The organism is Bacillus sp. PAMC26543, assembly GCF_014250375.1.
Lineage (GTDB): Bacteria > Bacillota > Bacilli > Bacillales > Bacillaceae > Bacillus > Bacillus halotolerans.
This window is the reverse complement of record NZ_CP060193.1, coordinates 1,358,477-1,375,008: the sequence shown is the minus strand read 5'-3', so window position 1 is coordinate 1,375,008 and position 16,532 is coordinate 1,358,477. Positions and strand designations below refer to the sequence as shown.

Genomic DNA, 16,532 nt, shown 5'->3' with positions numbered 1-16,532 from the left:
TTATTAGCCTCTCAATACGGCCTGATAAGTGTTTTCCAACGCTTTCAGCACTTTGTCGTGCGCTTTTGCCACTTCTTCTTCAGTCAGCGTTTGCTCCGGGTTTACATATTGGAGTGAGAAAGCGACTGACTTTTTGCCTTCCTCCATATGCTCTCCTTCGTAGACGTCAAAGACGGTTACTTCTTTCAGAAACTTGCCGCCCGCCTCTTTGATGACGCTCTCGAGCTGGCCGCTTGTCACTGATTTATCCGTCACCAGCGCGATATCACGTGTCACAGACGGATATTTCGGAATCGCCGTGTACACGAGCGGCGCCGTGTCTGCTGTAAGCAGCGTGTGAAGATCAAGTTCGAACACGTACGTTTCTTTAATATCCAGTTCTTTTTCCAGTGAAGGATGGACTTGGCCAATAAAGCCGATAAGAGAACCGTTTAAAAGAATGTTCGCAGTTCTGCCCGGGTGCAGCTGTTTTCTTTCTGATTGCACAAATTCAATGCTACCCAGGACGTTCAGTTTATCTAACAGCCCTTCAACAATTCCTTTTGCGACAAAGAAATCGACCGGTTTTTTCTCGCCCTGCCACAGATGCTTGCGCCATAAACCGGTTACCGCTCCTGCCACGCGCTCCGTTTCAACAGGTTTTGTATCCTCTTCCTTCGTCAGGAAAACGGAACCGACTTCGTACAATGCAACCGAATCAGTTTGTCTTGCCAGGTTGTAAGAAACGGATTCAAGCAGATTCGGAACAAGGCTGTGTCTGAGAATGCTTCTTTCTTCACTCATCGGAAGCGCAAGGACAGTGTTAAATGATTTTTCAATCGCAAATGCCGCCGCTTTTTTCTCGTTTGTTAATGAGTAGGTAATCGCTTGTGACAAGCCGGCTCCTTCAAGGAAACGTCTGACTTTACGGCGTTTTGCCTGGTAAGGCGTCAATCCGCCTGTTGTTCCCGCTGTTTCAGGAAGTGTGGACGGAATGTTGTCGTAGCCGTACAATCTTGCCGCTTCTTCAATCAAATCCTCTTCGATGCGAATGTCACCGCGGCGTGACGGAACAGTCACAACGAGCAAGTCATTTGCTTCTCCGACAGTAAAGCCAAGACGCTTATAAATGCTGATCAGTTCTTCTTTGCTGATCGTCATGCCGAGAACGCTGTTCACCTTTTCAGCCGATACATGAACGTTGTTCGCTTCGATTGTGAGATGGTCTTCTTCAACAGTTCCGGCAAGCACTTCACCGCCGGCATACAGGTGGATCAGCTGTGCGGCTCGTTCTGCCGCAAGACGAACACGCGCAGGATCAATGCCTTTTTCGAATCTTGCACTCGATTCACTTCTCAAACCAAGATCTTTTGAAGCCTTGCGAACCGTCTGCCCGTTGAAGAACGCAGCTTCAAGCAAAATCGTTGTTGTGTCTTCCCGAACTTCTGATTCTGCTCCTCCCATAACACCAGCAACGGCTTGTGCTTTCGACCCGTTTGTAATGACAAGGTGATCAGCAGACAGTTTTCGTTCCTGATCGTCGAGTGTTAAGATTGTTTCATTTTCAACAGCTTTTCTGACTACGACTTCCTTAGAGCCAAATCTGTCATAATCAAACGCGTGAAGCGGCTGTCCGTACTCCAATAAAACAAAGTTTGTGATATCCACGACGTTGTTATGCGGTCGAATGCCTGCATTCATCAGTTTCGTCTGCATCCAAAGCGGTGACGGAGCAATTTTTACGTTTTTAATGATTTTTGCTGCATACAGCGGATTTGCTTCCTGGTCTTCAACTTTGACAGAAATGTAGTCTGACGCTTGTTCTGAAGCGACTGGGTAATCCGCTTGCGGAAGCTTTACCTCTGTGTCTAAAATCGCTGCAACCTCATAAGCAACACCAAGCATGTTCATCGCATCGGCGCGGTTCGGTGTTAAACCGAGCTCTAAGACAGCATCGTCAAGCTGTAAAGCAGCTAACGCATCACTTCCTGCTTCAACATCATTTGGGAAAACGAAAATGCCTTCCGCATATTCCTTCGCCACAAGCTTGCTCTCAATACCGAGCTCTTGTAAAGAACAAATCATGCCGTTTGATTCTTCACCGCGAAGCTTAGCTTTTTTGATTTTGAAATTGCCCGGCAGCACCGCTCCGACTGTAGCGACTGCAACTTTTTGCCCTTTATCCACGTTTGGCGCGCCGCAAATGATTTGGACGGGTGCCTCAGCTCCGATATCTACAAGGCACTTATTCAGCTTATCGGCGTTTGGATGCTGTTCGCGCTCCAGCACATGGCCGATGACAACGCCTTTAATGCCTTCTCCTTTATACTCAATTCCTTCAACTTCAATACCGGCTCTTGTTATTTTCTCAGCAAGAACAGCCGGATCCATGCCTTTTAAATCAACATAATCCTCTAACCATTTATAAGAAACAAACATTCTAGCATCCTCCTCTTACGCCTGTTTAAACTGCGAAATAAATCTGACATCGTTTGTATAGAAGTGGCGGATATCATCGATGCCGTATTTCAGCATCGCGATGCGCTCAACACCCATTCCGAACGCAAAGCCCTGATATTCCTTCGGATCAAAACCGGCCATTTCCAGCACATTCGGGTGAACCATGCCGGCGCCGAGGATTTCAATCCAGCCTGTTCCTTTACATACAGAGCAGCCGTTTCCTCCGCACTTAAAGCACGTTACGTCTACTTCTACTGAAGGCTCGGTAAACGGGAAGAAGCTTGGGCGAAGTCTGATTTCGCGGTCTTGCCCGAACATTTTTTTCGCAACCAGTTCAAGAGTTCCTTTTAAATCACTCATGCTGATGTTTTTATCAACAACAAGCCCTTCAATCTGCATAAATTGGTGAGAGTGCGTCGCGTCATCATTATCGCGGCGGTATACTTTTCCAGGACAAATGATTTTAACAGGCCCTTTGCCTTTGTGCTTTTCCATCGTTCGCGTCTGAACAGGAGAGGTTTGCGTTCTCATCAGCATTTCCTCTGTGATGTAAAAGCTGTCCTGCATATCGCGGGCAGGGTGTTCTTTCGGCAGGTTGAGCGCTTCGAAGTTGTAGTAGTCCGTCTCGACCTCAGGGCCTTCTTCAACGGTATAGCCCATGCCGATAAATAGATCTTCAATTTCTTCAATGACAACAGTGAGCGGATGGCGTCCGCCGATTGCGACAGGATTACCCGGGAGTGTAACGTCAATTGTCTGTCCCGCAAGCTTCTGTTTCATTTCTTCTTCCTCAAGCTTTTCGTTTTTAGCTGCAATCGCATTGGCGATTCGTTCTCTTACCTCATTGGCAAGAGCGCCCATTTTCGGACGCTCCTCCGCAGAAAGCTTGCCCATTCCGCGCAGCACTTCTGTGATCGGCCCTTTTTTTCCGAGATATTGAACCCGAATATCATTGACAACCTTCAATGAGCTTGCCGCTTCTACTTGATCTAAAGCTTCTTGTTCCAGCTGTTTTAGCTTTTCTTCCATTTTGCATCCTCCTTTTATGTAAACAAACCGTTATATGTCTTTAAAAAACAAAAAAACCCGCCCCTTATAGGACAAGGGACGAGTTGTGGCCGCGGTACCACCCTTATTTCAGACAGACTGATGCTGTCGTCAGCTTCATTGACATAACGGAATCAGATTCCGGTTCACCTTTACGCGCAAGGTGCGCGGTCCCGGTGACAACTCGAGAGGTGAAACCAATTTCTGGCTGCTTTAAAAATGCTCTCAGTCTGCGGCATTTTCTCCCTGGAAGGCAGTTGATCAGAAATCGAGATCCTCTGTCACGGTTTTTCAAATATTATGTTCTATTATAGTGAAATACTCCGCTCGGCGCAACACTATCCTCGCAAGTGGTACATCAGGATAGCCGCCGCAATTGCAACGTTCAGTGATTCAGCCTGCCCGTACAGCGGGACGTACAGGTTTAAATCTGTTTTTTTCCAGCAATCCGGTATCCACCCCTGCCCCTTCATTTCCGACGATTAAAGCAAATGAACCGGATGGTGAGATATCCTGGTAAGGCGCCCCGTTTTGCAGTGCTGTGCCGTACACTTTTACGCCCTCTGCTTTTAATTCATCCACGTATGATTGTAAATTTCTTCTCACAACAGGAATGTGAAAATGGGAGCCTTGCGCGGATCGCAGCGTTTTTCCGTTAAACGCATCCACCGTGCCGTCACCGAGCACAACCGCATCCAAACCGGCTGCGTCCGCCGTGCGAATCATCGTGCCGAGATTCCCCGGATCTTGAACAGCGTCAATCAGCAGCACACGTTTAGGCGGCGCGAGATGTTCTTCCGGCATATTGCAAACAGCGGCGATCCGCTGCGGTGTTTCCGTTTCTGTAACAGCTGAAAACGCGTCTTCGCTCAGCACGTAGCACTGGATGCCCATATCAAGATTCGGCGGGATGTCCGCTTCATCCTTGACAAGAATTTCTTTCACCGCGCCCGGGCTCTTTAAGGCTTCTTCAACAAGATGTTCTCCTTCAATCAAATAGGTATTCGTTTTTGTTCGTTCTTTTTTTGTGTGAAGTTTTTTCCAATCCTTCACTTTTTGGTTTTTTGCCGATTCTATTTGTTTCACTGTCTGTGTGGCTCTCCTTTTTTTAACATGATGTTATTATATCGCAAGAACAGCACATAATAAACCGGGTGCAGGGTTAGAATATACGTATTACATTTTTAGAAAAAAGGAGCGCTTCATATGGATCTTAATTTACGTCATGCCGTCATTGCCAATGTAACCGGCAATGATCAGGAGCAGCTTGAACACACAATTGTGGACGCGATTCAAAGCGGTGAAGAAAAAATGCTTCCGGGACTCGGCGTTTTGTTTGAAGTCATTTGGCAGCACGCATCTGAGAGTGAGAAACAAGAAATGTTAAAGACGCTGGAAGGCGGATTAAAACCTGCCCAATAGCACATCAAAACCGGGTGACAGCGCCCGGTTTTTTTCTTATATAATAAAAACATGAGGGGGATCGCCGCCATGTTTTTACAACCGCTGTTAGCGAAAAAAAATCATTGCCGAAGTGAAAAAAATGTACGAACGTGAAGTCATTATTGTCAGCACAGACGGCCTCATTATCGCAAGCACAAATGATGAGCGAGTCGGGCTATTTCATGAAGGAGCGCTCATCTGCGCGAAAGAGAAACGCAATGTGATCATTACAAAAGAAGATGAAAAGAGACTCGAAGGGGTAAAGGCGGGGTTAAACCTCCCCGTATTTTCTGAGCGTGATGTCATCGCCGTGTTCGGACTGACGGGAGAACCTGCTGAGATTCAGCCGTACGGGGAGCTGCTCAGGAAAATGACAGAGCTGTTCATTAAAGAATCGTGGCATCTGGAGCAGACCCAGTGGCGCGAGAGAATGCTGGAATCCTTTATGATCGACTGGCTGCAATTAAAAGAATGGTCTCCGGGTTTTCTCGAAAAGGCGCAGATTCTTGGCGTTGACCTTACCTCCCTCCGCCAGATGATCCTCATTCAAGGGCACGAATGGTCTCCCGGCGATATTGATCAAATGGCACGCGCCTGGAAATCAGTGTTTCCATCCGATCTATTCATCAGATGGGGAAATGAACGTATTCTGATTAATCACGAAGTGCCGAACCATGAACAAAAGGAGCAGCTTTTGCGGCAAATTCAGCTTATTTGTTCATTGGCTGAACGCCTCGGAAACAGCCGCGCAGCTGCCGGCGTTGGGAGGGCTGTCAGCGGCTCCGGCCTGCCGCAGTCATATGAACAGGCTGAAAAAGCGCTGGCCGTCAGCCTTAAACGCAAAACCGCAGTATGTGAGGAAGATCTTAAGCTTGACATGTGCCTGACTGAGATCAGCCCGGGCACACGACATGAATTTCCGCAAAGAGTGCTCCAGGAAGCGCTCCGAAACGAAGAGCTTATGAATACGATACGAACTCTCTTCCATCACGATTTGTCCCTGAAAAAAACGGCTGAAGAGATGCATATACATATCAACACGCTCCGCTATCGCCTGTCAAAGGCTGAACAGCTGACGGGTTTAAGTTTTCAGCGTACAGAGGACATCGTCACGATGTATGTCGCGCTTTACTTTTTAGGTCAAGATACAAAATAGAGAGAGTTTCAGTTTCATTTTTTGTATGTCCCTACATGGAAAGCTTTGCTTTTTTTCTTTTACAATAGATTGAAAGCGTTTTTTGATAGGGGGATGGGTGAACATGATCACCAAAGATGTAAAAGAACAGCTGATCCAAATCGTCGGACCGGAAAACTATGATGACTCGAAAGCCGGCCGTCTCGTGTATTCATATGACGCGACACCGCAATTTCAGTCTATGCCGGATGCAGTGATTGCGCCGAGAGATACACATGAAGTATCACGTATTTTAAACATTTGCAGTGAGCACCGTGTACCGATTGTTCCGAGAGGATCGGGGACAAACCTGTGCGGGGGCACGTGCCCTACTGAAGGCGGGCTTGTTCTTCTCTTTAAGCATATGAATCAGATTCTTGAGATTGATGAAGAAAATTTGACGGCCACAGTCCAGCCTGGCGTTATTACCTTAGATATAATCCGTGCGGTTGAAAGCAAGGGATTGTTCTATCCGCCTGATCCGAGTTCTATGAAAATATCAACCATCGGAGGAAACATCAATGAAAATTCCGGCGGTCTCCGCGGCTTAAAATACGGCGTCACCCGTGACTACGTCATCGGGCTGGAGGTTGTTTTGGCAAACGGAGATATGATCCGCACTGGTGGAAAACTTGCAAAGGATGTAGCCGGGTATGATCTCACGCGCCTTTTTGTCGGCTCAGAAGGGACACTCGGCATTGTGACAGAAGCGATTCTCAAACTCGTGCCGAAGCCAGAAACAAAGAAGACGCTGCTCGCCCTTTATGAAAATATTGATGCCGCTGCTCAAACAGTGTCAGCCATTATTGCCGAAAAAATTATACCGGCTACACTTGAATTTCTCGATCAGCCTACCCTTTTGGTGATTGAGGATTATGCCAAGATCGGCCTTCCGACAAATGCGAAAGCGGTTCTTTTGATCGAACAGGACGGGACAGCTGAGACCGTGGCTCGTGACATGGAGAACATTGAGGCAATTTGCAAAAAAGGCGCTGCCGTCTCCGTTCAAACTGCACAAACAGATGAGGAAGCATTCGCCCTCACTGAAGCCCGGCGTTCAGCGCTTTCTGCACTTGCCCGTTTAAAGCCGACCACCATTTTGGAGGATGCGACTGTACCGCGGTCAGAAATCGCAAATATGGTAAAAGCCATTAATGACATTGCCGCGAAATACGATATTTCGATCTGCACCTTTGGCCATGCCGGGGATGGAAACCTTCATCCGACATGCACGACAGACATAAGAAATAAAGATGAAATGGAGCGAGTCGAACAGGCTTTTGCCGAGATTTTTGAAAAAGCGATTGAGCTTGGCGGCACGATTACCGGGGAGCACGGAGTCGGTGCCATGAAAGCGCCTTACTTGGAAATGAAGCTGAAAAAAGAAGGCATCGCCGCAATGAAAGCAATGAAAGCGGCATTTGATCCAAAAAATATCTTAAACCCGGGCAAAGTGTTTGCGAAAGATGCCAGAAAACGTGTGGTGACGGAAAGATGACAACAGAAAAAGAAATGAAACAGATCCAACATGAGTTTAAAGAGCGTATGGATGAAAGCGAACTTTTGAATTGTATGCGCTGCGGTTTCTGTCTGCCTTCTTGCCCAACCTATATCGAATCCGGTTTTCAGGAATCTCACTCGCCGCGCGGGCGAATCGCCTTAATGAAAGCAGTCGCCGACGGTGTGATTGAACCGGATGAAGATGTCGAGCGTTCACTGTCTCTTTGCCTCGGCTGCCGCGCGTGTGAACCGGTATGCCCATCAGGCGTTAAATACGGACAGCTGCTGGAGGAAGCAAGAGATATTATCCACCAAAATAAAAAGCACTCGCTCAGCGCGCGTGTTATGAGAAAAGCGGCTTTTCAGGAGCTCTTTCCGCATCAAAACCGCATGCGTTCGGCTGTGAGTCTCATTGGGTTGTACCAGCGGTCAGGGCTGCAGACGGCTGTGCGAAAAACCGGCATGCTCCGCATTCTGCCTGAGCATTTGCGCACGATGGAAGCCGTTCTTCCGGATGTGCCTAAACGTGAAGAAATGAAGCATCGGCCGCGTTTACTGCCGGCGGTCGGCCCAGCTAAAAAAAGGGTTGCCTTTTTTTCAGGCTGTTTAATGGATACGATGTTTTTGCCGACAAACAATGCCACGCTGAAACTGCTGCAGCTGGCAGGCTGTGAAATTGTCATTCCGCCTGAGCAGGCATGCTGCGGCGCACTGCATGGACACAGCGGCGAAAAAAATGCGGGAAAAGAGCTTGCGAAACAAAACATCGCCGCGTTTGAAGCGCTAGACGCAGATGTTGTCATTACAAACGCGGGCGGATGCGGAGCCTTTCTCACTGAATACGGCCATTTGCTGAAGGATGATCCCGAGTGGTCGGAGCGGGCTGTTTCATTTGTGCAGAAGCTAAAAGATTTTTCATCGGTTTTGATTGAGCTTGATTTTCACCAAAAAGACTTGGAGCTTGAAACACCTAAACTGATTACCTATCAAGATTCATGCCACTTGAGAAATGTAATGCATACATCTTCGGAGCCCAGAAAGCTTCTTCAAAGCATCAAGGGAGCTGAATTCAGAGAAATGGATAAAGCGGACAGCTGCTGCGGATCAGCGGGAATTTACAATATTGTTGAAGCAGACATGTCAATGAAAATACTGGACAGTAAAATGGCTGCTGTCAAAGCAACTGAAGCAGCGGTCATTGTAACCGCCAATCCAGGATGTCTTTTGCAGATGAAGCTCGGCATTGAACGAGAGGGATTAAACGACAGGGTCCGAGCTGTTCACCTTGCTGATTTGCTATTAGAAGCCGCCGGATCGCTAACATCATAAGAAAGCCCAAAACAATTTCTGTTTTGGGCTTTGTGCTTTATTCCATCGGACTGCAAATTTCAATATAATGTCCATCAGGATCGGCGATATAAGCGACCGTCTGTCCCCATGGCTTCACTTTAGGCTCCCCGATAATGGTTATGCCGTGTTCTCTTACTTTTTTGATGACCGCTTCTACACTTTCAGTGACAAACCCGATTTCAAATGTTTGTGAAGAAACGGGTGTTTCCGGTATATCTAACGGCGTCATTTCCTTGACACTTTCTCGTGTATTGAGCGCCAAAATGGTGGAGCCGGTATCAAACTCTACATATGTGCCGTGTTCCGCGCGGATCGGCAGCCCCAAAATATGCTGATAAAAATGAATCGAGCGCTGGCTGTCCGATACATACAGGATGATATACTTCATTGATAAATTCATTTCTTTTCCTCCTTAAGGTTTCCATTTTTCCTTTTATCCCGGTATAGAGGCTTCCATTCTTAAGCTGGGATCTCTCCACATCTGCGCCCATTTTTTCACTGCCGCCACGATAATGATGAATCCTAACAGCAGCATGATGATAGACAAAACGCCATTCAGGACACTGTAACCCGCAGCGTCTGGATTGAGATACACATAGCGCACCATCCAATAGCCCGCGTAATTCACAGTCACATATAAATAGGCGAGCGGAATGAGGCAGGTGAGGATGTAACGGCGTTTGTCGGCGATTTTCAGCACAATGGTTGCTCCGATAATCAGACCCACTGAAGCCATCAGCTGATTGGAAACGCCAAACAGCGCCCAAATGGATCCGATATCACCTGAGTAAAGCAAATAGCCCCACATAAAGCAGGCAAGCGCACTGGCAAATACAGATCCGGGAATCCAGTCCGTTTTCTTCAGCGGCTTATACGCCTCTCCGAAGAAGTCCTGAATCAAATAGCGTGCCACACGCGTGCCGGCGTCGATCGCCGTTAAAATAAACACCGCTTCAAACATAATGACAAATTGGAAAAAGTATGAGGCCAGATGGCTGAAAAACGGAATTCCGGTAAAAATATAAGTCATTCCTACCGCAAGCGTGACGGCTCCCCCTGTTCTGCCTTCTAAGTCCAAACCGATTTCCCTGCTCAGTTCAGGCAAATGCACAACATCCATGCCGAGCGTACGGAAAACCTCAGGCGTGCTGTTGATCGCAAAGTAATCTGCAGGCTGCAAAGCAGTCGCCGCAATCAGCGCCATAATGCCGACAAGGCACTCAACAAGCATTGCACCGAAAGCAACCGGCTTCATATCACTCCATTTATTAAGCATTTTCGGCGTGGTGCCGGAACCGACAAAGGCATGGAACCCCGAGATCGCGCCGCAGGCTATCGTAATCGAGATGAATGGCCAGACAGGACCCGCAAGCACAGGCCCGCCGCCTTTTATAAACTCCGTAAAAGCCGGAAATGGAATGGACGGATTAACGACAAACACACCCGCAATTAAAGCGATAAACACACCGATTTTCATAAAACTGCTTAAATAATCGCGCGGTGCGAGCAGCAGCCAGACCGGCAGTGCCGCTGCAAAAAAAGCGTAAATCGGCAACGCGATTGCAAGCGTTTTCGTATCAAGGGTTAACAGATCACCAAATGCGGTAGTCTGCACCCAAGGGCCGATAAACACTCCAGCCATTAAAAATAGAAAACCGATAGAAGACGCCAGCTTTAAATTCCCTGTTTTCTTATAAAACAAGCCGACACCCATCGCAATCGGAATCGTAATCCCTACAGCAAATGTCCCCCACGGATTCCGTTCAAGCGCGTGCAGCACAACCATCGACAGGCCTGCCATCGTAATGGTAATAATAAACAGCATGGACAGTCCCGTACAAAAGCCGGCAACAGGACCAAGCTCATCCTTCGCCACTTCCGACAGCGACTTTCCGTTTTGACGCATTGACGCGAACAGCACAACAATATCATGGACGGCTCCCCCTATCACCGCCCCGATTAACAGCCATAATAATCCCGGCAAATAACCGAACTGCGCCGCGAGAATCGGTCCGACCAGCGGCCCGGCCGCCGCAATGGCCGCGAAATGATGACCGAATGAGACCCATTTATTTGTAGGCACATAGTCTTTTCCATCCTCAAGCGCATGTGCAGGCGTTGGCTTATCATCATTCACTTTGAGAACCTTCACCATCATAAATGTTCCGTATAAACGATAGGCGATAGCCAATATACACATTGACGCTATCACAATTGTAACCGCATTCATTTCTCCCCAACCCCTTTGCTGTTTTTCATAAATATATCATAATTTCAGAGCAAAAAGCGGTCATTTTTTCCTATTCAAAAAAGCCGGCTGGAATGGGCCGGCTTGAGGCAGTTAGTTTAGTTCAATGTCTCCAGAGGTTGTACGAACTTTTAAACGGTTAGAGGGGCGATCACCTACATAACCTACAACACGGTGCTCTGTCTTTTCTTTATACAGGATGTGGTCGAGATTGACCGCAGTATCACCTGAGTCAGCCTGAAAATCCACTGCCAAAGATGCAGGTTCTTTCTGATACCCTACTGACACACTTCCGCTCGTAGTGACGATGTCGACCTCTTCGTTCTGATGATCCTGAAGAAGATCAATATCCCCGGAAGTTGTCTTATAGTTCACCTTTTCAGCTGTTGTGCGGCTGCTTTTTATTGATCCGCTTGTTGTCTTTACCTCACCTTGGCCGAATGAATTTTGATCAGCTTGAACATCTCCGCTCGTTGTTTTTAGCGTCAGCTCGTTTTCGATGCGTGTATGCTTCAGCTCAATATTTCCTGATGTAGAGTCAGCAGCTGATTGATCCGTTTGCGCATTTTCTATCAGAATATCGCCAGAGGTTGTCGTTACGGTTATCTCATCATACTTCTTTTTCGGAATCGTGATTGTGATTTTCATATCCTTTTCGCTGCCCCACGGTATAAAAGAGATGATATTCTCGCGTGCTATTTGATTGATTGTTAATGATTTTCCATCTTGGGTCACATCGAACAGCTTTTTGCTTTTATCACTGACTTGTCCTTCAGCAGCTACCTGAATATCATCCGTTTGCCCGCTTTTGACCTCTGCATTCATCGAGCTCGTTGCTACCTCAATTTTTTTAATATCTGCAGGATCATAAGTTTCGGCAGCTTTCACCTCTTCTTTTGTAAAATCCGAGGCAGCTGCAGAGATGACAGCTCCGATTACCCCGACTGCAAGTACTGCGATCAATCCTATTATGATTTTTTTCATGTCTGCGCCCCCGTCACCAGCTTTAAATTATATCTGATATATCGTAAACTCACGCTATACAGCAGCTTTCCTATATGCCACAGCCCTATACAAGATAGCAGTCCCAGACTGCCAAACATGAGTGATAAAAAGAACTCCAGCATCATGTGCGTATTCATTTGAAACATCACCATGCCGACAAACATAATTGGTGATACAGAGAGTGCAAGCGCTGCCCCGCAGAAACCTACGTACACTCCAAAAATGCCAATAGCTGGTCCCAGCACAAAAATCAAATTCAAGATGCTTATCGCTGCTGCTGAACATGCCATCTGGAAGAGGTTCTTCTTAGGGCGCTGCACTGCTGGAGCAGTTTCCGTCACATCTGGCACCAATTCCTTTGCAATTTGTTTTGGGGAGCCGAGTTCCCTGATAATGTTCGCTTCCGGCCTGCCTTCTTTCATCCCTTCGGTAATATGTTCCTCAAAATCAAATAAGATCTCATTCCGCTCTTCTTCAGAAAGCGGCTGTAACGCTTTGCTTAACTCCTGTAAAAACTGTTCTTGATTCATCGTTCTCCTCCCCTTGCCGCATCAATGATTTGGTTGACGGATGCTGTGAACTGATCCCATTCTGCCAGCAGCAATTTCATTCGCATGACACCAAGCTTTGACAACGTGTAATATTTTCTGGCAGGCCCTTCAGAAGACGGAGCCATATATGTTTCTAAATACTCCTCTTTCGTCAGTCTTCTTAGAAGAGGATATAAGGTGCCTTCAGCAATAGCCATATACCGGGAAATGTTTTGAGACAGCTCATATCCGTATTGGTCTTTTTCAGCAATACATACAAGCACACATAACTCTAATGCTCCCTTTTTAAATTGAGCATTCATGATCAAATCCTCCCTGCGGCCCGTAATTTTGTTTATATTTTCCACCATCCCTCACATGGTAACATCCGCTACTGAACATTACAAGGTACTGAATCATATTTACTAAGAAAAAATAAAAAACCGGAGACAGATCTCCGGCTCATGTTGCTATTATGATTGTTTTTGCAGACGGATCACATTCCATGAAAGCGGCGTGAAATGTGCGGTTAAGCCGTTTTCACTGACAGACGATGTTCCGTTGGAATGCGGGACGACATTTTTTCTGTTATGCTGGTTTGTCGCTTTAATATCCGGATGCTCAAGTACGATATGCTCTGCGATTTGATACGATTCAAAGCCTCTGAGCGAAATTTCAGTTTCCATTTGATCTTCAGCTTTGTTCACCGCAAAAATCGTCAGTGTTTCTTCCTCTTCAGAATATACGACTGCGGCGTCAACATACGGCACATCAGTAAAATCAGAGCAGTCATACTTCGGTGAAGTAATAAGCGGTTGCAGCGACTCTCCTCTGCCGTAGACAGAAGCATGCATGTACGGATAAAAAATCGGCTGTCTCCATGCTTCTCCGCCTTTTTCCGTCATGATTGGCGCGATGACATTTACAAGCTGTGCAAGACACGCGATTTTCACACGGTCTGCGTGCTGCAGCATCGTAATGAGCAATGAGCCCACCAATAAGGCATCTTCAAAATTATAAATATCTTCTAAAATAGGCCGCGCAGTAATCCACGGTTCTACTTTTTTATCAGCTTCATTTGAGTGATACCATACATTCCATTCGTCCAGAGAGAGATTGATCGTTTTCTTGCTGCGTGTTTTTGCTTTTACATAGTCACAGGTTGCAGCAACAGATTTAATAAAATGATCGAGATCCATTGAACGAGCCAGATAGTTTGGCAGATTGTTATCCCGGTTTCCGTAATACGTATGGAGAGAAATATAGTCGACATGCTCGTACGTATGCTCCAGCACCTTTGCTTCCCAATCGATAAAGGTCGGCATGCCGCTGTTTGAGCTGCCGCAGGCAACAAGTTCAATTGATGGGTCAACCCATTTCATGACCTTTGCCGTCTCCGCGGCAAGCCGTCCGTATTCGTCAGCTGTTTTGTGGCCGATCTGCCACGGGCCATCCATTTCGTTACCCAGGCACCACGTTTTGATACCGTACGGCTGTTCATAGCCATGCGATCTTCTCAAATCACTCCAGTAAGAGCCTTTCGGATGATTGCAGTATTCTACGAGATTGCGGGCAGCATCTATCCCTCTCGTGCCAAGGTTAACAGCCATATTGACTTCTGTGTTCACCTTTTTTGCCCAAGTTAAAAATTCATTCGTTCCCACTTCATTGGTTTCTGTCGTTTGCCATGCCAAGTCAAGGCGTCTCGGGCGGTTCTCGACAGGTCCGACGCCGTCCTCCCAATTATACCCTGATAAAAAGTTTCCGCCCGGATAGCGGATGATCGGAACCTGCAATTCCTTGATTAACGCCTGAACATCCTTGCGAAACCCGTTTTCATCAGCCTGAGGATGATCAGGTTCATATATGCCTTCGTATACAGCACGCCCCATGTGCTCGATGAACGACCCGTAAATCCGTTTGTCGACTTCACCAATTTTATATTCTTTGTCCACAATCACTCTCGCTTTTTTCATTACACGTTTCCTCCTTCATTATCCTTTGACTCCGCCTACTGTCAGGCCGGAGATAAAGTATTTTTGGAAAAACAAGAAAATGATAATCACCGGCAAAATGGCAAATACTGAGCCGGATATGAGCATGTCATAGTTGTTTCCGTAAGGGCTAAGCAAGCTGGACAGCCCGATTGGAAGCGTAAACATTTCTTTCGACCGAAGCACAATCAAGGGCCATAAGAAGTTGTTCCAGCTGTTTAAAGACTGGAGAATAATCATCGCTCCGAATGCCGGTTTCATCAGAGGCGCCATAATCCTGAAAAAAATGCCGAATTCCGTACATCCGTCCATCCTTGCTGAATCCAGCAGGTCTTTCGGAAGGCCAAGTGCATATTGCCGGAAAAAGAAAACAGCTACCGGCGAAACGATAAACGGCAAAATGACACCCGTATACGAATCGATCAAATGCAGTCCGACTGTAAGCTTAAACAACGGGAGCATCATCACTTCCAGCGGAACCATCATAATAATCAGCACAAGAACAAAAATGATATTTCTGCCTTTAAATTCATAAACCGCTAGCCCGTATCCGATCATCGACGAGAAAAACAGAGTAAGCACTGTCGTTAATAGACCGAGCACAAGGCTGTTAAAAAACCATTTAAAATAAATGCTGCCGCCGTTAAACAAAAATGTATAGTTATCAAGACTCATCACTTTTGGATCAATGTCAACATTCAGCCCCACCCGCAAAAGCTCAGATGACGGCTTTAATGATCCTAAAAGCAGACAGAAAATCGGGAAAATATACAACAGGCTCAGCATGATAAAAAATAGAGTAAGCGCGATTCTGTACACCCGAAACTGAGGACTGTGCTGCAACATTTACCCCTCCCCCTTAAACGAGCCTGACAGTTTTAATGAAATCAGGCTGACAACAAGTATGACAATCAAAAGGACAATGCCGATGGCCGCCCCGTATCCCATTTCATTGTAAGCAAGGCCCTGCTGATATAAATATCCGACAAGCGTCAGGCCGATATTACCCGGGGAATTATTTTGCCAAAGGACGTAGCTTTCCTCAAACATCCTGAACCCGCCAATGATGCTGATGGTTAAAACGTAGACGGATACAGGCTTCAGAAACGGCAGCGTAATGTGCATAAATTTTTTCAACGTATTTGCTCCGTCAATATCAGCGGCTTCGTACAGCTCTTTCGGCACATTTTGCAGTCCGGCCAAAAAGTAAAGGATGTTAATTCCCATCCATCTCCACGAAGCAAGCAGCACCATCAAAAACATGCCGGTATGTTCATTGTTCATCCAGTTCTGCGGTGAAAAGCCGAGTTTCAATAAAATCGAATTGGCTAAAGATGTTTCCATCTCTCCAAAGATCAGCCTGAAAATGATACCAGCCACAATGGTAGAAGTCAGTGCAGGTATAAATAACGCTGATTTGAAAATGTTTCTGAATTTGACCAGTTTCGAATTCAAGAATATGGCCAACAGCAATGGAACTGGAATCAGCACAATCAGCGTCCAAAACGTATATTCCAGCGTATTAAAAAGGGCGGTATAAAACGTCGGGTTGTTAAGAGCGGTGTAATTGGATAACCCGACAAACGTCACCTCTCCAGGCAATATTCTTTGAAAGCTCATGATGAAGACACTAATGATGGGATATAGAAAAAAAACAAGAAAGGATAAAACAAATGGCGCTGTAAACAGATAAGGCGCCGCTTTTTTCGAATAAAAAATACCTCGCCAGCCTGATTCTTTCGCAGCCGAAGGAACGGGATGAGCCGTTCCCGTTTTCACAGGTTTCATGAGAACCTCCCCGC

General features: G+C 46.6%; 14 protein-coding genes and 2 pseudogenes. 5 read left to right on the top strand and 11 right to left on the bottom strand.

Translation table 11 applies throughout. From position 1 onward, the window contains the following. Positions 1–3 precede the first annotated feature (3 nt). Together pheT and pheS are read right to left on the bottom strand one after the other, a co-directional pair. The gene (pheT, locus tag H7F27_RS06840; protein WP_185848735.1) at positions 4–2,418 is read right to left on the bottom strand and encodes a phenylalanine--tRNA ligase subunit beta; all 2,415 of its coding nucleotides are present in this window, start codon (positions 2,416–2,418) and stop codon (positions 4–6) included. Positions 2,419–2,433: 15 nt separating this feature from the next. Next, positions 2,434–3,468, bottom strand: a complete 1,035-nt coding sequence (gene pheS / locus H7F27_RS06835; RefSeq protein ID WP_059335559.1) for a phenylalanine--tRNA ligase subunit alpha — start codon at positions 3,466–3,468, stop codon at positions 2,434–2,436. Positions 3,469–3,551: 83 nt separating this feature from the next. Between pheS and H7F27_RS06830 the strand changes: the two genes are divergently transcribed. Next, on the top strand, positions 3,552–3,800 hold the full coding sequence (locus H7F27_RS06830) for a hypothetical protein (protein WP_081638352.1): 249 nt from the start codon (positions 3,552–3,554) through the stop codon (positions 3,798–3,800). A 24-nt stretch (positions 3,801–3,824) separates the two neighbouring features. Here H7F27_RS06830 and H7F27_RS06825 read toward each other — a convergent pair. After that, a pseudogene (locus H7F27_RS06825) lies at positions 3,825–4,572 on the bottom strand (TrmH family RNA methyltransferase). A 120-nt stretch (positions 4,573–4,692) separates the two neighbouring features. Between H7F27_RS06825 and sspI the strand changes: the two are divergent. The 4 genes and pseudogenes from sspI to H7F27_RS06805 all read left to right on the top strand — a co-directional run bounded on the left by sspI (position 4,693) and on the right by H7F27_RS06805 (position 8,932). Beyond that, entirely contained in the window at positions 4,693–4,908 is a 216-nt protein-coding gene (sspI, locus tag H7F27_RS06820) for a small acid-soluble spore protein SspI (protein ID WP_010335228.1), read from the top strand. Between the two features lie 69 nt (positions 4,909–4,977). Further along, positions 4,978–6,085, top strand: a pseudogene (locus H7F27_RS06815) (CdaR family transcriptional regulator). A gap of 103 nt (positions 6,086–6,188) precedes the next feature. Continuing rightward, the gene (glcD, locus tag H7F27_RS06810) at positions 6,189–7,601 is read left to right on the top strand and encodes a glycolate oxidase subunit GlcD (protein WP_185848734.1); all 1,413 of its coding nucleotides are present in this window, start codon (positions 6,189–6,191) and stop codon (positions 7,599–7,601) included. Continuing rightward, positions 7,598–8,932: a (Fe-S)-binding protein gene (locus H7F27_RS06805; protein WP_185848733.1), complete on the top strand. Its 1,335-nt coding sequence runs from the start codon at positions 7,598–7,600 to the stop codon at positions 8,930–8,932. The genes glcD and H7F27_RS06805 overlap by 4 nt, the downstream gene beginning before the upstream one ends. A gap of 37 nt (positions 8,933–8,969) precedes the next feature. Here the strand turns inward: H7F27_RS06805 and H7F27_RS06800 are convergent, their stop codons facing one another. From H7F27_RS06800 to H7F27_RS06765, 8 genes are all read right to left on the bottom strand, one after another. Next, positions 8,970–9,353 carry a VOC family protein gene (locus tag H7F27_RS06800; RefSeq protein WP_044153993.1) on the bottom strand — a complete coding sequence of 128 codons (384 nt, stop codon included), beginning with the start codon at positions 9,351–9,353 and terminating at the stop codon, positions 8,970–8,972. A gap of 33 nt (positions 9,354–9,386) precedes the next feature. Further along, entirely contained in the window at positions 9,387–11,183 is a 1,797-nt protein-coding gene (gene cstA, locus H7F27_RS06795; RefSeq protein WP_185848732.1) for a carbon starvation protein CstA, read from the bottom strand. 111 nt (positions 11,184–11,294) lie between these two features. Next, on the bottom strand, positions 11,295–12,185 hold the full coding sequence (locus H7F27_RS06790; RefSeq protein ID WP_185848731.1) for a DUF4097 family beta strand repeat-containing protein: 891 nt from the start codon (positions 12,183–12,185) through the stop codon (positions 11,295–11,297). Next, on the bottom strand, positions 12,182–12,736 hold the full coding sequence (locus H7F27_RS06785; RefSeq protein ID WP_024122420.1) for an HAAS signaling domain-containing protein: 555 nt from the start codon (positions 12,734–12,736) through the stop codon (positions 12,182–12,184). The genes H7F27_RS06790 and H7F27_RS06785 overlap by 4 nt, the downstream gene beginning before the upstream one ends. Beyond that, positions 12,733–13,059, bottom strand: coding sequence for a PadR family transcriptional regulator (locus tag H7F27_RS06780; RefSeq protein ID WP_024122421.1), 327 nt, complete (start codon positions 13,057–13,059; stop codon positions 12,733–12,735). The genes H7F27_RS06785 and H7F27_RS06780 overlap by 4 nt, the downstream gene beginning before the upstream one ends. A gap of 150 nt (positions 13,060–13,209) precedes the next feature. After that, positions 13,210–14,712: an alpha-L-arabinofuranosidase AbfA gene (gene abfA / locus H7F27_RS06775; RefSeq protein WP_185848730.1), complete on the bottom strand. Its 1,503-nt coding sequence runs from the start codon at positions 14,710–14,712 to the stop codon at positions 13,210–13,212. Positions 14,713–14,730: 18 nt separating this feature from the next. Then, the gene (gene araQ / locus H7F27_RS06770) at positions 14,731–15,576 is read right to left on the bottom strand and encodes an arabinooligosaccharides ABC transporter permease AraQ (protein ID WP_044153972.1); all 846 of its coding nucleotides are present in this window, start codon (positions 15,574–15,576) and stop codon (positions 14,731–14,733) included. Continuing rightward, positions 15,577–16,518, bottom strand: coding sequence for an arabinooligosaccharides ABC transporter permease AraP (locus H7F27_RS06765; protein ID WP_095714249.1), 942 nt, complete (start codon positions 16,516–16,518; stop codon positions 15,577–15,579). Between the last annotated feature and the right edge of the window lie 14 nt (positions 16,519–16,532).

What these genes read in the sequence shown, in the direction of transcription:
- H7F27_RS06805 (WP_185848733.1), top strand. Translation starts at nt 7,598, where the DNA reads ATGACAACAGAAAAAGAAATGAAACAGATCCAACATGAGTTTAAAGAG.
- pheT (WP_185848735.1), bottom strand. Translation starts at nt 2,418, where the DNA reads ATGTTTGTTTCTTATAAATGGTTAGAGGATTATGTTGATTTAAAAGGC.
- cstA (WP_185848732.1), bottom strand. Translation starts at nt 11,183, where the DNA reads ATGAATGCGGTTACAATTGTGATAGCGTCAATGTGTATATTGGCTATC.
- H7F27_RS06800 (WP_044153993.1), bottom strand. Translation starts at nt 9,353, where the DNA reads ATGAATTTATCAATGAAGTATATCATCCTGTATGTATCGGACAGCCAG.
- H7F27_RS06765 (WP_095714249.1), bottom strand. Translation starts at nt 16,518, where the DNA reads ATGAAACCTGTGAAAACGGGAACGGCTCATCCCGTTCCTTCGGCTGCG.
- H7F27_RS06785 (WP_024122420.1), bottom strand. Translation starts at nt 12,736, where the DNA reads ATGAATCAAGAACAGTTTTTACAGGAGTTAAGCAAAGCGTTACAGCCG.
- abfA (WP_185848730.1), bottom strand. Translation starts at nt 14,712, where the DNA reads ATGAAAAAAGCGAGAGTGATTGTGGACAAAGAATATAAAATTGGTGAA.
- pheS (WP_059335559.1), bottom strand. Translation starts at nt 3,468, where the DNA reads ATGGAAGAAAAGCTAAAACAGCTGGAACAAGAAGCTTTAGATCAAGTA.
- glcD (WP_185848734.1), top strand. Translation starts at nt 6,189, where the DNA reads ATGATCACCAAAGATGTAAAAGAACAGCTGATCCAAATCGTCGGACCG.
- sspI (WP_010335228.1), top strand. Translation starts at nt 4,693, where the DNA reads ATGGATCTTAATTTACGTCATGCCGTCATTGCCAATGTAACCGGCAAT.
- H7F27_RS06780 (WP_024122421.1), bottom strand. Translation starts at nt 13,059, where the DNA reads ATGAATGCTCAATTTAAAAAGGGAGCATTAGAGTTATGTGTGCTTGTA.
- H7F27_RS06790 (WP_185848731.1), bottom strand. Translation starts at nt 12,185, where the DNA reads ATGAAAAAAATCATAATAGGATTGATCGCAGTACTTGCAGTCGGGGTA.
- araQ (WP_044153972.1), bottom strand. Translation starts at nt 15,576, where the DNA reads ATGTTGCAGCACAGTCCTCAGTTTCGGGTGTACAGAATCGCGCTTACT.